The organism is Streptomyces sp. NRRL F-2664 (assembly GCF_000719345.1).
Taxonomy (GTDB): Bacteria; Actinomycetota; Actinomycetes; order Streptomycetales; family Streptomycetaceae; genus Streptomyces.
This window is the reverse complement of sequence record NZ_JOFX01000045.1, coordinates 17398-31657: the sequence shown is the minus strand read 5'-3', so window position 1 is coordinate 31657 and position 14260 is coordinate 17398. Positions and strand designations below refer to the sequence as shown.

The window sequence follows — 14260 nt, the reverse complement described above, 5'->3', positions numbered from 1 at the left end:
GCTGGTGTTCCTGCTCGGCGGCGGCTAGAGCTTGATCCCGCCGAGCAGGCTCGCCAGACTCGCCGTGCTCGCCGTGATGCTCGGGGCGATGGCGGAGCCGGCGAGGAAGAAGCCGAAGAGCGAGCAGACGAACGCGTGCGTCAGCTTCATCCCGTCCTTCTTGAAGAACAGGAAGCAGATGATGCCGAGCAGGACCACGCCTGAGATGGACAGGACCATGAGGGGCTCTCCTGGTTGGTGGGGACAGTCACCATCAGTTGTTCCAGGCTCACAGGAAGTATCAATGCGAAAAAAGGTGCATACGGGTGAATCCGGTGGGTTTTCACTTGACCGGCTCAGTCCGGCTGGCGCGCCCGCCGTATCGGGGTCACAGCCCTCCCGCTGCTCGGCCCGACCCCGACATGCCCAGGCCAGGGCGCTACCCTGGCGCTTCACCCGTACGGACGCAGCGCCGTGCGCACCCCTGCCCCGCACGGCCTGGGGAAGCTTCATGCCAGCAGCGAGTGAAAGGCGGTACGCGCGATGAGCGAGCACACCGGAGGCACCTCCCCGGAAGGCCCCGACGAGGACGTCATCGAGCTGGCGACCAAGATCTTCGACATGGCCCGTCAGGGTGAGAGTGCACAGCTCGCCGCGTACCTCGACGCCGGGGTCCCGGCGAACCTCACCAACGACCGCGGCGACACCCTCGTCATGCTCGCGGCCTACCACGGCCACGCCGACACTGTCGCGGCCCTGCTGGCCCGCGGGGCAGAGGCCGACCGGGCCAACGACCGCGGCCAGACCCCGCTCGCCGGCGCGGTCTTCAAGGGCGAGGAGGCGGTGATCCGCGCGCTGCTCGCCGGAGGGGCCGACCCGCACGCCGGAACGCCCTCCGCGGTGGACACGGCGCGCATGTTCGCCAAGGCCGACCTGCTGGAACTCTTCGGAGCCGAGTAATCCGCTTTTTTGCCGGGCCAGGGCCGGTACGGACCTCACAGGTTGATCACAGCAGCCGTAAATGTGGTCGCGGTGCACAAACCGGCTGGGTCATCATGGCGTCGGATTCGATTCGCGAGCACGGGGGACGGGCAGAGGGCCAGGACACGAAGGGTGTCCCGGCCCGGTCCGGCCACCCCTGGTCACGAACCACCGACGAGAGTGAGAAGGCAATGGTCTACATCGAGCGGAACAAGACGGCGGACGTCCTCACATGCTGTTACGCGGCCCTGTGAATCCCGATTCCCGGTTGCGTCCCCAGCTTGATTTGAGGCCACTCCCATGTTCGAACCAGTCATAGCGCCGAGCGGTACCCTGCTCGGCCTCCTCCAGCGGGGCCGTGGCGACGGCACGCTGCACGCACTCGCGGCGCCCAGGGCGGAGGCCCTCGCGGCCCTCAACCAGTGCGTGCTCCGCGATCCGCGCCAGGACTGGCAGGTCGAGAACCGCTCGCTGTACTACGCCCGGCTCTACCTCGACCTCGACGGCCCCCTCGGCGAGATCGAGAGCCACCTCTTCAGCGCCGACGACCTCGTCGACGACACGGACCACCGCACGGGCCTCGCCCTGTCCGTCCTGGGCCACCTGGCCTCGTACGGCCGCGACGACGCCCTCATGCTGCTGCGCCGCTACGCCGCCTCCGGGGCGAACTGGGCGTGGGCCCTCGACGAGCTCGCCCTGCGCGACGACGACGAGGGACTGCGGTCACTGGCCGGACCCGTCCTCGCCCGCTTCCCCGCCACGGCGGAGGGCGAGGCGCTGCTGGCCGCCGCCGTCCGCGACGCCTACGAGCCCCGGCCGTGGTGCCTGTGGGAGGAGTCGCCGCTGTACGGGGAGCGCTTGGGCGCGGCCCGACGGCAGGGCTCCTTCGACCGCTGGCAGCGCCAGCTGACGCCGAGCGGCCCCCGACCCGGCTGGGGCGTCCGGGCCGTCTTCGACTGGGCCGCCGACGGCCTGAGCCGCGGCACCCCCCTGCACGTGCCCGCCGCGCGCTGCCTCGCCGCCGTGGCCCAGCCCGAGGACCGCCCGGCCATCCTGGCGGCGGCCGCCGGCGCCGACGGCGAGGCGGCCCGGGCGACCGCCCTGCACCACCTGGTCCTCGCCGAACCGGACAACCCGGCCGTGCTGGACCTCATCGAAGCCGCCGCCGACGAGCCCGCCGTTGCCGCGTACGAGCGCATGTGCGGACCCGAGGCCGTGGAACGGGCCCGGCGCTGGGTCCACCGCCCCGACGCCCTGGGCGAGGCCGCCGCGGCCACCCTCGCCGCCCGCGGCGGCGCCGAGGACGCACCCCTGGTGCTGAGCGCGCTGCGCTCCACCGTCCGCGGCGCGGGCCCCGACACACCACGGCTGTTCGCCCTGGTCGACGGAGCGGGCCGGCTCGCCATCGGCTGCGCGGCGCCCGTACTGCGCCACATCTACCGCGAGACGTCCTCGTCGCACCTGCGCGGCCGGGCCGCGCGGGCCCTCGCCAGCACCGACCCCACCTTCGCCGCCGGCTTCGCCGTCGAATGCCTCTGGGACTGCGAGGAGACCACCCGCGAGGTGGCCGCCCGCCACGCCGAGACCGCCGACGCCCGGGTGGCCCCCCGCCTGCGCCGCCTGGCAGCGGATCCGGCCGAGGAGGAGGACGTGCAGTCCGCGGTCCGCAGCCGCATCGCCCCGGAGTCGACCGTGTAGCGCCGCCGGCACCGCCCCGACACCTGCCCGGCCCGGCCCCCCTGACGACAGGGGGGCCGGGCCGCGTGCTGCGACGCCGTGCGGCGGCGGAGCGCGATCAGGGCGCCATGGTGGCGCCGGGGGGCGGGGGCGGTGTGCGGGTGGGGGGCCCCAACCGCTGGGCTTCCCGGGCGGCCTCCGTGTAGTCGCCCGTGCAGTACGGGGCGTACTCGTTCCGCACGATGGCGAAGCTGAGCCCCTCCCGCCCTTCCCACCACGGCTGGTAGTGCGTCCAACTGAGCACGAGGGTGTGTCCTGGGAGGACCGCCTTCGGGTTGACCTTGAGGGTGCGTCCGTCATCGCCGCGCGACACACCGGCCGCGGGATCGGGCTGCGGGGCGCGGCCCCCGCCGAGGACAGTCGCCGCCTTGCCGATGCACTCGCGTTCCGGCACCGGCTGGACCCAGACGGCGTCGACCCCCAGTTCCTTCAGCCGGTCGGCCAGTGCCGGGACCTGCGCCCGCTGGGGCACATCGAACCGCAGCGACCCGTCCCGCTCCTTCGTGATCCTGGGCGCGTCCGCGGCAGGAGGGCTCGGCGTGCCGGCGGGCAGCGAGCCGGCGCGGGTGCTGCCCGTCATGGTCATGACGGCGACCACGGCGGCCGTGGCGACGCCCACCGCGAGCGGGATGCCGTACCGCCGGGCGAAGGGCCGGGCGGGCGCCGGGGGCGGGGCTTCCGGGAGACGGGCCAGGAGCGCGGCCTTCAGCCGCTCCTCGAAGCCGGTGGGCCGAGTGCTCATCGGGCTGCCTCCAACTGGCTTTCGGTCACGGAGCCAGGGGCGCGCAGGGCGCGGCGGGCCCGGTGCAGGCGGACGCGGACCGTCGCCCGGGTGACGCCGAGGGCTTGGGCGGCCTCGGCCGGGGTGAGCTGGTCGAGCACGACCAGGTCGAGCGCTGCCCGCAGCGGCTCGGACAGCGCGGCGTGACGCTCGGCCAGGTCGCGGAAGGCCCGCTGGGCGTCGATCCGCTCCTCCAGCGCCGCGACGTCCTCGTCGTCGAGGAGGCGACGACCGCTCAGCCGGGCCAGGGCGCTGCTCTCGCGGGCCCGGCCACGGGCATGGCCCGACAGGATGTTGCGCGCTATGCCGAACAGCCAGGCGACCGGGGCTCCCCTGTGGCCCCGGTACGTGCCGGCCGATCCCATCGCCGCTAGGAAGATGTCCGCCGTCAGGTCCGCCGCCAGGTGCGGATCGGCCACCCGGCGGGTGACGAAGCCGAGTACGGCGTCGATGTGGTCCTCGTAGAACGTCCCGAAACCCTCGGGCGTGGTGAGATCCGGTGGCCCGGTCTCGTGTCGTGGGCTCTGCACCCGGTTCCTCCCTGCGCGGGGGACCCGGTCGGCCCCCTCACCCCGTACTTGGCCGCAGCCCCCGAACGCGTTTCACCGGGCCCGTACGAGGGTCACCGGGCCCGTACGAACCGGACCGGCGTCCCCGGGCGGGCCTGCGCCGCCGCGTCCAGGGCCCGCCCCGGGGGCACCACGCCGACCACCGGGTACCCGCCCGTCACCGGATGGTCGGCCAGGAACACCACCGGCAGGCCGTCCGGAGGCACTTGGACGGCGCCCAGCACCATGCCCTCGCTCGGCAGCTCCCCGGCCCGGGCACGCACCAGCGCGGGCCCGCCCTCCGTGCGCAGCCCGATCCGGTTGGACCGCGGCGACACCCGCAGCGCCGAACACCACAGTCCGGCGAGGGACTCTCCGGTGAACCAGTCCGCCCGCGGCCCGAGCCGCAGCGGCAGCAGCAGCTCCGACGGCGCACCGGGCAGCCCGTACGCGTCCGCCCCGGGCAGCGGAGCCGGTCCGGCCGCGCCCACCGGCAGCGTCGTCCCGGCCGACAGGGGCGCCGGCCCGAGGCCCGACAGCAGGTCCGTGGAGCGACTGCCCAGGACCGGCGGGACGGCCACACCTCCCCGCACCGCGACGTAGCTGCGCAGTCCCGACTCCGCCCGGCCCACCTCCAGCTCCGCCCCGGCCGGCAGCCGGATTGCTGCTCCCCAGGCCACCGGGCGGCCGGAGACCCGTACCGGACAGGGCGCGCCCGTGACCGCCACGGCCACCGGCCCCGCGGCACGCAGCGCCACCCCGTCCAGAGTCGTCTCCAGGACGGCGGCGTCCGGCGGATTGCCGAGCAGCCGGTTCGCCAGCGCGTACGCGGCCGTGTCCAGCGCCCCCGAGCGGGGGACCCCCAGGTGCGCGTGCCCGGGGCGGCCCCGGTCCTGGACCGTGGTCAGTGCGCCCGCCCGCAGCACCAGCAGCTCAGCCACGGCCGGCCTCCGCGAACCGCACCCGGACCCCCGGGGCGAACAGCGCCGCCGGTTCCCGTGCCGGGTCCCAGAGGACCGCGTCGGTGGAGCCGATCAGCTGCCAGCCGCCGGGGGAGGAGCGCGGGTACACCCCCGCGTACTCGCCCGCCAGCGCCAGCGAGCCGGCGGGCACAGCCGTACGCGGGGTGTCCCGGCGTGGTACCCGAAGGCGCTCGGGCAGCCCCGTCAGGTACCCGAAGCCCGGTGCGAACCCGCAGAACGCCACCCGGAAGACCGTGCCGCCGACGATGCCCGGCACCTCCCCGGGCCCCACCCCCCACAGCCGGGCCACCTTTGCCAGGTCCGGACCGTCGTAGCGCACCTCCACCGTGACCAGCGGGCCCTCCCCGGGCGTCAGGGGAGGCACTTTCCAGCAGGCGATCCGGGCCCCGAGCCCGGCCGGGTCCCGTACGCCGTCGAGCAGTACGGTCCGTGCCGCGGGCACCAGGTCCCGCACGGGGCCCAGCGCGCCCGCGTCCCGGCGGCGCAACAGCTCGGCATGGAGCGCCGCCACCTCGTCCGCCGAGTCCACCTCGATCAGCAGCGCCTCGGCGCCCACCACCAGCGTCCTCACGTGAAGGCCTCCACCCGCACCCCGGCGGCGCCGAGCGCCTCCTTGACGCGCAGGGCCAGCCCGGCCGCCCCCGGGGTGTCCCCGTGCAGGCAGAGCGAACGCGCGGCCACGGGGACGGCGGAGCCGTCGGCGGCCGTCACGGTGCCGGCGGCCGCCATGGCGACGGCCCGCGCCACCACCGTGTCCGGGTCGTGCACCACCGAGCCCGGCTCGGTGCGCGGCACCAGCGTCCCGGCCGGGGTGTAGGCACGGTCGGCGAACGCCTCCGGCACCGCGGCCAGCCCCGCCTCCTCGGCGGCGGCGAGCAGGAGCGAGCCGGGCAGGCCCAGCACGGGCAGACCGCCCGTCGCCCCCGCGCCGGCCGCCAGCCGGACGCCGGCGACGACGGCGGCGGCCTGGCCGGCGTCGTGCACCGTCCGGTTGTAGAGCGCGCCGTGCGGTTTCACGTAGGACACCCGCGAGCCGGCCGCCCGGGCGAAGACCTCCAGCGCGCCGATCTGGTAGGCCACCTCGTCGGCGAGCTCCCCGGGCGGCACGTCCATGGAGCGCCGACCGAAGCCCGCCAGGTCGCGGTAGGAGACCTGCGCGCCGATCCGTACGCCGCGCGCGGCGGCCAGCTCGCAGACGCGGCGCATGATGGACGGGTCGCCGGCGTGGAAGCCGCAGGCGACGTTGGCGCTGGTGACCACCGAGAGCAGGGCCTCGTCGTCGGTGAGCGCCCAGCGTCCGTACCCCTCGCCGAGATCGGCGTTGAGGTCGATCACGCGCGAGGGTGCGATCATGGAATCCATGCGCTGAGGGTAGAGCAGCCGCGAGGCCCCTCCGCAGGGCACGGCGGGGCGGGTGACACCGGGGCCGGCGGGGCGGGTGACAGTGGTGCCGGCGGGGCGGGTGACAGCGGTGCCGCAGCCCGGGACGATCCGGCCGAACCATGCGGTTTGGGATGTTGTCGCTGTCAGCGCCTAGTCTTTGTCCGTGACTCTCCCCGCCCCGGCGAAGACCCTTCCCTCCCCGGCGCCGGGCCCGGCCGCCGACGAGGGCCTGGCCCGGCGGCTGCGCGCCCTCGCCTGCACCGCCCCGCTGCACGACCTCGACGTGCGCAAGGCCAATCTGGCGGGTGAGTACGGGGTCTATGCGATGGCGGAGGTCGCGCTCGCCGCGATCGACCTGGTCACCCTCAACATGGACTTCGACACCGGCGCCGACCACGAGCAGATAGTGGCCAGGCTGCTGCCGCGCGTCGCGGCCCAGGCCCCCTCCCGCCCGGCGGCCGAGCACGAGCGGGTGGCCCGCTGGGTGCTGGAGAACCTGATCAACGTCGGCAGTGTGGACCGCGGCTTCCGCGCGATCTACGGCACCTTCGGCCCGGACGGCGTCTATGTGCGCCGCGACTACGACTTCAAGCTGATCGAAGAGGTCCCCTACGGCGGCGCGGTCTACCTGCGCACCACCGACGAGGCCGTCAACGTCCTCGTCGGCGCCCTCGACACCGACGTCACCAGCGCCCAGATCGCCGCCGAGGTCAAGCTGGAGGTGCTGATCAGCCGCGGCCGCCTCGCGGATGCCCAGCTCGCCGCCGAGCAGGCCCGGTACCGGACCGTGCAGTACGCGGAGACCCTGCGCCGCACCCTGGACGCGACCCGGCGCAACGTCCGCGCGGTGGACTGGCTCCAAGCCGTCCCCGACATGATCGCCGAGGCCCTGGAGCACGTCGCCGACCGCTACCGCCACGAGAACGCCATCCTGACCAACATCCGCAAGGCGCGCGACGAGGCCGAGGAGCCGGAGAACAAGCGGCGCGCCGCCGAGCTCGTCGACATCGTCAAGGACTGCATCCGCCGCCACACCCAGCTCCAGTCCCGACTGCTCGACGCCGGCCCGCTGTTCCGTGCCGAGCAGGACCGCCAGGCCTTCGCCGCCCCCGCCCCGCGCACCGGCATCGACCTGTACGGCCAGCTCGTCGCCCCGATCCTGCCGCGGCCCGTGGAGGAGGCCCGCCGGGTGACCGACGCCTTCTTCGCCGCCGGCGCGGGACTGCGCACGCCCGTCTCGGTGCGGGTGGCCGACCTCGTCGAGATCCTGCTCACCCCGCCGGTGGAGCGCGAGCACCTCGGTGCGCAGATGCCGGAGCCCGACCTCATCGCCACCCCGGACGACAGCCGCTTCACCGAGGAGCAGCTCGCCGCCGCCATGCAGCTCCTGGACCTGCCGCACGACGCCCCGCGCCGACTGTCCGGACTGCTCGCGGAGGCCCGCCGCAGCGACGCCGACCTGCCGTACCTGGTGGCCCTGCTGGCCGTGCACGCCGCGAGCCCGGCCGTGGGCACCGCGTACCGCCAGGGCGAGGAGCGCCTGCTCTTCGCCGTGGACGACGGCACGCAGCTCGACGACCCCGAGTTCGGCGGCGCCGACCTCATCGTCGGCACCGCCCTCCTCGACGCCGCCGGCATGGCCGCCGACCGCGCGGAGTCCTCGTGACCCGCCCCACCCCGGCCCCCTCCGCCCGCTGGGCGCCCACCGCCCCACCCGTACCGGCCCCGCCGACCGCCGGCCTTGCCCGGCTGAGGCCGTGCCCGGCTTCGCCGCTTGGCGGCCGGGCCCGGCCGGGGCCGCCCCATGCGCTGTCGCTTGGCGGCCGGGCCCTGCTGGGGCCGCGCCTGCCCCTGCCCGCGGGCGACCCCGCCCGGCACGTGCTCACGCCAGCCCAGGCGGTGCCGTTTCGAGCCCCGCCGGCGTTTGAGGCGCGGGTCCGGGCGGAGCCCGGTGCCCGGCGGAGCCGGGTTGCCCCGGGCATCACCCCCGGCCACCCCGAGCCCCTGACACCGACGGGTACGGGCGACCCGGAACCGCCGGCGCCGCGCCGCGAACCCCCCGACCGCCCCCGTACCACCCGTACCGCCCGAACGCCCCGCACCGCCGAGGAGACCCGCCCGTGAGCGACCACCACGCCGAGCACCCCGCGTGGAGCGAGCCCGACACGCCGTCGGCTCCCGTCGCGCCCGCCACCGCAGGAGCGGTGACCCCGGCGGACGCCGCCGACGCGGCCCGGCTCGTCGCCTTCGGCCTCCAGCCGAAGCTCGCCCCCGCCCGTGACGCCGAGTACGCCGAACTCCTGCGCCGCTACCGTGAGGAGCCCGCCTTCGGCCGCCTCGCCGACGCCGTGGCCACCGGCCTCGGCCTCGTCGTACTGGAGGTGTCCCCGCGCGCCGGCATGGCCGTGGCCGCCGACGAGGACTCCGTCTTCGCCGTCCGGATGGGCGACTACGCCCGCCGCACCGCCGCGGACTCCGCCGACCGCTTCCTGCATGGCCTCGCCCACCTGGCCGTCGCCGCCCTCGCCTTCCCGCGGCCCGAGGACCTCGCCGACGACGGCTACATCGGCCGCGTCACCGTCAACGGCGTCGACGCCTTCGTCCGGCAGACCTGCCGCCGCCTGGAGGAGCGCGCCGAGGAGCTCGGCGAGAACACCGACCCGGCTTCCGACGCCCCCGGCCTGGAGGCCGCCTGGCGCGTCTACGCCCGCCGCAGCGCCACCGGCGCCACCAAGGACGCCCGCCGCCTCGCCGGCTCCACCACCGGCATCGTCGGCAAGGCCGCCGCCTTCCTCACCGAATCCGGCTTCCTCCAGCGCACCGGCGACGAGGCCGGCGGCACCTACCGCACCACCCCCCGCTACCAGCTCCAGGTCCGCGACATGGCGGGCAGCGCGGCCATGGCCGAGCTCCTGGAACTCGGCGTGGTCCCCGTCAGCGACGGCTCCGCCACCCTCCTGCCGCCGCCCGAGGGCGACGACCTGGAGCTGGCCGCCGACGCCGGGCTGCCCTTCCACGCCTGAGCCCCCCACCCCGTAGACCCCGCCGCACCCAGACACCACGAGAGTCCGCCGCCATGTACGAGCTGTCCCGGATCCGCCTCTACTCCATCGGGCCCGCCGGCGCGCGCTACGCCGACACCGTGCTCGACCTGCGCGGAGTCGGCGAGCCGGTGCCCCACCCGGCGCCGGCCCAGGCGGAGTTCTTCGAGGAGGAGCCGACAGGGCCGCCGCGCCGGCCAGCGCCCGCCGGTGTCCTCTTCCTGGAGAACGGCGGCGGCAAGTCCGTCCTCCTCAAGCTGATCTTCTCGGTGATGCTCCCCGGCCACCGCAACACGCTCGGCGGCGCCAGCTCCGGCGTCCTGCGCAAGTTCCTGCTCGCCGACGACTGCGGCCACGTGGCCCTGGAGTGGCAGCACACGCAGACCGGCGCATGCGTGGTCGTCGGCAAGGTCAGCGAATGGCGCGGCCGCCAGGTCTCCAACGACCCGCGCAAGTTCGCCGAGGCCTGGTACTCCTTCCGCCCCGGCCCCGGCATGAGCCTCGACAGCCTGCCGGTGGCCGAGTCCACCGCCGTGCGCCCGCCCGTCGAGGGTGTCTCCGGCGCGCAGGGCCGCCGCCGCACCATGAAGGGCTTCCGCGACGCGCTGACCGAGGCGGGCAAGGCGTACCCCCACCTCGAAGTCTGCTTCGAGGAGATCCACGACCGCTGGAACGAGCACCTCACCGAGCTGGGCCTCGACCCCGAACTCTTCCGCTACCAGCGCGAGATGAACGCCGACGAGGGCGAGGCGGCCGGCCTCTTCGCGGTGAAGAAGGACTCCGACTTCACCGACCTGCTGCTGCGCGCCGTCACCGACACCCGCGACACCGACGGCCTCGCCGACCTCGTCCACGGCTTCGGCAACAAGCTCGGCCGCCGCGCCGAACTCATGGCCGAACGCGACTTCACCGCCGGCTCGGTGGACCTCCTCACCAAGATCGTCGAAGCCGCCGCCACCCGCTCCCGGCTGCGCGACGTCCACGCCGGCGCCGAACGCCGCACGCGCACCCTCGCCCGCCGGCTCTCCGCCCGCGCCGCCGAGGAGCGCGGCCGGGCCGCAGACCTCGCCCAGCGCGTCACCGCCGCCGCCCACGACGTCACCGCCGCCGAGGCCGCCCGCACCCGCAGCGCGGCCGTCTCCGCCGAACTCGCCTACCGGCACGCCTCCCTGGCCCTGACCGTCGCCGACAAGGCCGCCGCCGCGCAGCGCCGCGAACTCCTCGAAGCCCGCACCCTGCACTCGGCCTGGCAGGCCGCCGAGACCGTACTGCGCCACCGCGCCGCCGCCGACCGCTCCGCCCGCGTCGCCGCCGCGATCCGCGAGGCCGAGCGCGACGCCGCCCCCGCCCTGGCCGCCCGCGCCACCGCGGCCGGCGAGCTCGTACGCGCCCTGCACTCCGCCGCCGAGGAGGGCGAACGCCTCGCCAACGAGGAGGAGGAGCGCTCCGCCGCCCTGCAGGCCACCGGCGAGGACTCCCACCGCGACGCCACCGCCGCCGCCACGGCCGCGCAGCGCGCCCGCAGTGAGGCCGAACATCTCAGGGCCCGGCTCAGCGAGGTCGAGCAGGAGACCGCCGAGGCCGTCCGGGCCGGCTGGCTCGACGACTCCGCCCCCGACGCCGACCCGGCCCGCGCCGCCCTTGCCGCCGCCGACGCCGAGAAGGCGGCCGTGGCCGCCTGGGAGGAGTCCCGGGAGGCCGCCCGGGCCGCCGCCGAAGCAGCCCGTGAGGCCGCCGTCGCCGAATCCCGGGCCGAGCTGACCGCCGCCCGCGCCGCGGACGCCGCCGAGGCCGCCGAGGCCGCCCACGACGCCGAGCACCGCGCCGCGGCCTCGCTCGCCGCAGCCCCGCGCCTCGCCGAACTCCTCGGACTCCCCGCCGCGGCAGACACCGCCGACGTGGCGGTCCCCGCGCCCCGCACCGGCGACGGCTCCACCGGCGGACCCCACGGCGAGGCGCAGGGCGCCGCCCGCACCGCCGTCGCCACCGCCGTCGGCCGACTCACCGTCGAGGACCTCGACCGGGGCGCCGACGAGCTGCGCGACCTGCTCGCCGACGGCGTCGCCTCCGCCGAACGCCAGCTGTTCGACCTGCGCACCGCGGCCGCCGACGACGCCCGCATCCTGGGCGCGCTCGGCGACGGCGGCCTGCTGCCCCCCGGCCCGGACGTCCTGGCCACCGTGGAGTACCTCGGTGAACACGGCATCCCCGCGCTCCCCGGCTGGCGCTACCTCGCCCAGGCCGTGGACCCCGCGGACCACGCCGCCGTCCTCGCCGCCCGCCCCGAACTCGTCGACGGCGTCGTCATCACCGACCCCGACACCCACAGCCGGGCCCGTGAGGTCCTCTCCGGCGCGGCGCTGCTGCCCCGGTCCACCGTCGCCGTCGGCACGGCCGCAGCCCTGCTGGCACCCGTTCCCCCGGCCGGCCCCGGGGACGAGGACGCCGCCGTCTTCCTCGTGCCGCCGAACCCGGCCATGCACGACGAGCACGCCGCGGACGAGGAGCGCCAGGCCCTGCGCAGCCGCGCCGGCGCGCGCGACGCCGAGATCCGCGAGCTCGCCGCCCGCCTGGCGGGCGACCGCGAGCTCGCCGCCCGGCTCGCCTCCTGGCGCACCGGCTGCCCGCCCGGCCGGCTCACCGAGCTGGCGGAGCAGGCCGCAGCGGCCCGGATGTTCGCCGAGGAGACCGACGCCGAGCTGGCGGAGGCCCGTACCGTACGCGCCGAGGCCGACGAGGCGGCCGCCGACGCGGCCCGCGTCCGCGAGGAGCGCCAGGACGCCGCCCAGCGCGCCCGCCGCGCCGCAGACGCCCTCGCTGGCCTCGCCTTCCGTCTGCGCGAGCGCGCCGGCTGGCAGGCACGCGTCCGTGAACTCGCCGACGAGGCCGCCGAGTCCGAGGCCCGCGCCGAGGCCTGCCTGGAGCGGGCGCGCGCCGCCGACGAGGATCGCCGCGCTGCCCAGCGCGCCGCCGACGACGCCCGCCGCACCGCCCGCGCCCTGCGTGCCGAGCGCGCTGAGATCGCCGGCGCCCCCGACCAGCTGCCGGACGGCGACGACGGCCCGCGCGTACCCCTCCCCGACCTCCGCGAGGCCTACCGGGCGGCGTCCCGGCTCTACGAGAAGGTCGGCGTCGGCGCCGACCTGCGCGCCGAACAGGCCCGCGCCGAGAGCGACGAGAGCGCCGCCCTCGCCGAACTGGACCGCCTCACCAACAAGGTCCGCATCCGCGCCGCCCAGCTCCTGGAGGGCACCGACGGCGCCGACGGGCCGTCCCGGCAGGCCGCGGCGGCCCGCGCAGAATCCCTCGTGCAGATGCTGGAGACCCGCGCTTCGGCCGCCAGCGAGCAGCTCGGCCGGCTGCGCGGCGAGGCGGAACGGCACGCCCCCGCCGAGGGCGACGCGCACACCGACCTGCCCGAGGAGCTGATCCCCGCGGACGTCGACCAGGCACAGGCCCTGCTGCGCACCGCAACCGCCCAGCTCGCGGCGCACACCGCGGCCGTGGAGGGTGCCCGCGCGGCCCATGCGGACCTGCTGCGCGCCCACCGCACCGCCGAGGACGGCGCCGGCGGCTTCGACGAGACCGCGGCGCTCCTGCGGGACCTGCTGCGCGACCACGCGCACCAGGACGACGAGCAGGAGCCGGTGGCGCACCCCGGCACCCTGGAGGAGGCACGCCAGTCGGCCACCGAGGCCCGCCGCTCCCTGCGCGGCTGCGCCGCCGACCTGTCGGCGGCGGAGTCCGCGGTCCGCGAGGCGAGCGACATCCTGGTCCGGCACGCCAACGCCACCCGCTACGAGCAGGTACGCACTCCCGCGCGCCAGCAGATCCGCGAACTGCCCGCCGCCGCCCTGCCCGAGCACGCGGCGGCCTGGGCCGCGGCCTTCGCCCCCCGGCTGCGCGTCCTGACCGACGAGCTGGCACAGCTGGAGCGCAACCGCGACAGCATCGTCGACCGGCTGCGCGGCCTGGTCGAGTCCGCGCTGGCCACGCTCCGTTCCGCGCAGCGCCTCTCGCAGCTCCCCGAGGGCCTCGGCGAATGGTCCGGGCAGGAGTTCCTGCGGATCCGCTTCGAGGAGCCCGACACGGCCACCCTCACCGAGCGGCTCGGCGAGGTCATCGACGAGGCCACGCGCACGGCGGTGAGGAAGAACGGCGCCGCGGCCTTCGGGGAGGGCCGCCGCGACGGCATGTCCCTGCTGCTGCGGGGCGTCCAGGCGGCTCTGGAGCCCAAGGGCATCTCGGTGGAGATCCTCAAGCCGGACGCGGTGCTGCGCGCCGAGCGGGTGCCGGTGGGACAGATGGGCGACGTGTTCTCCGGCGGCCAGCTGCTCACCGCCGCGATCGCGCTGTACTGCACGATGGCGGCCCTGCGCAGCAACGACCGCGGGCGCGACAAGCACCGGCACGCCGGCACGCTGTTCCTGGACAACCCGATCGGCCGTGCGAACGCCACCTACCTGCTGGAGCTCCAGCGGGCCGTGTCCGACGCGCTCGGTGTGCAGCTGCTGTACACCACCGGGCTGTTCGACACGACCGCCCTGGCGGAGTTCCCGCTGGTGATCCGCCTGCGCAACGACGCGGACCTGCGGGCGGGCCTGAAGTACATCAGTGTCGAGGAGCACCTCCGCCCGGGCCTGCCGCAGCAGTCCCCGGAGGGGGAGACCATCCACGGCGAGATCACCGCCACGCGGATGTTCCGCCGCAGCGGCGCATCGACCGCCTGACGTCCCGGTACCGGCCGCGGCGCCGCTCCCGGCACCGCCCGGGCACCACTCACCACCGGTGCCCGGGCGGTTGCCGGAGGTCCGGCGACGGCGCGTC

The 14260-nt window shown here is 76.1% G+C and carries 11 protein-coding genes; 5 read left to right on the top strand and 6 right to left on the bottom strand.

Going from position 1 to position 14260, the window contains the following annotated elements; translation table 11 throughout:
• Nucleotides 1–24: 24 nt before the first annotated feature.
• On the bottom strand, nt 25–219 hold the full coding sequence (locus tag IF89_RS0129740) for a hypothetical protein (protein ID WP_030031218.1): 195 nt from the start codon (nt 217–219) through the stop codon (nt 25–27).
• A gap of 303 nt (nt 220–522) precedes the next feature.
• Here IF89_RS0129740 and IF89_RS0129735 point away from each other — a divergent pair, with 303 nt between their 5' ends.
• Together IF89_RS0129735 and IF89_RS0129730 are read left to right on the top strand one after the other, a co-directional pair.
• Complete coding sequence (locus IF89_RS0129735; RefSeq protein WP_030774688.1) at nt 523–939, top strand: ankyrin repeat domain-containing protein; 417 nt, start codon at nt 523–525, stop codon at nt 937–939.
• Nucleotides 940–1260: 321 nt separating this feature from the next.
• Nucleotides 1261–2658 (top strand): hypothetical protein, encoded by a 1398-nt coding sequence (locus tag IF89_RS0129730; RefSeq protein ID WP_030774686.1) that lies wholly within the window; start codon nt 1261–1263, stop codon nt 2656–2658.
• A 97-nt stretch (nt 2659–2755) separates the two neighbouring features.
• Here IF89_RS0129730 and IF89_RS0129725 read toward each other — a convergent pair whose 3' ends face one another.
• The 5 genes from IF89_RS0129725 to IF89_RS0129705 all read right to left on the bottom strand — a co-directional run bounded on the left by IF89_RS0129725 (nt 2756) and on the right by IF89_RS0129705 (nt 6344).
• Nucleotides 2756–3439, bottom strand: a complete 684-nt coding sequence (locus IF89_RS0129725; RefSeq protein WP_030774684.1) for a hypothetical protein — start codon at nt 3437–3439, stop codon at nt 2756–2758.
• Entirely contained in the window at nt 3436–4008 is a 573-nt protein-coding gene (locus tag IF89_RS49120; protein WP_051807819.1) for an RNA polymerase sigma factor, read from the bottom strand. Before IF89_RS49120 ends, IF89_RS0129725 begins: the two co-directional genes overlap by 4 nt.
• A 92-nt stretch (nt 4009–4100) precedes the next feature.
• Complete coding sequence (locus IF89_RS0129715) at nt 4101–4958, bottom strand: biotin-dependent carboxyltransferase family protein (protein ID WP_030774680.1); 858 nt, start codon at nt 4956–4958, stop codon at nt 4101–4103.
• A gap of 1 nt (nt 4959) precedes the next feature.
• A complete protein-coding gene (locus tag IF89_RS0129710; protein ID WP_030774678.1) occupies nt 4960–5580 on the bottom strand; it encodes a 5-oxoprolinase subunit B family protein in 621 nt (206 codons plus the stop codon).
• Entirely contained in the window at nt 5577–6344 is a 768-nt protein-coding gene (locus tag IF89_RS0129705; RefSeq protein WP_030774677.1) for a LamB/YcsF family protein, read from the bottom strand. The genes IF89_RS0129710 and IF89_RS0129705 overlap by 4 nt, the downstream gene beginning before the upstream one ends.
• 211 nt (nt 6345–6555) lie before the next feature.
• Between IF89_RS0129705 and IF89_RS0129700 the strand changes: the two genes are divergently transcribed.
• From IF89_RS0129700 to IF89_RS0129690, 3 genes are all read left to right on the top strand, one after another.
• Nucleotides 6556–8058, top strand: a complete 1503-nt coding sequence (locus IF89_RS0129700; RefSeq protein ID WP_030774676.1) for a hypothetical protein — start codon at nt 6556–6558, stop codon at nt 8056–8058.
• Nucleotides 8059–8512: 454 nt separating this feature from the next.
• Nucleotides 8513–9415, top strand: coding sequence for a hypothetical protein (locus IF89_RS0129695; RefSeq protein ID WP_030774674.1), 903 nt, complete (start codon nt 8513–8515; stop codon nt 9413–9415).
• A gap of 53 nt (nt 9416–9468) precedes the next feature.
• Complete coding sequence (locus IF89_RS0129690) at nt 9469–14163, top strand: hypothetical protein (RefSeq protein WP_030774672.1); 4695 nt, start codon at nt 9469–9471, stop codon at nt 14161–14163.
• Nucleotides 14164–14260 lie beyond the last annotated feature (97 nt).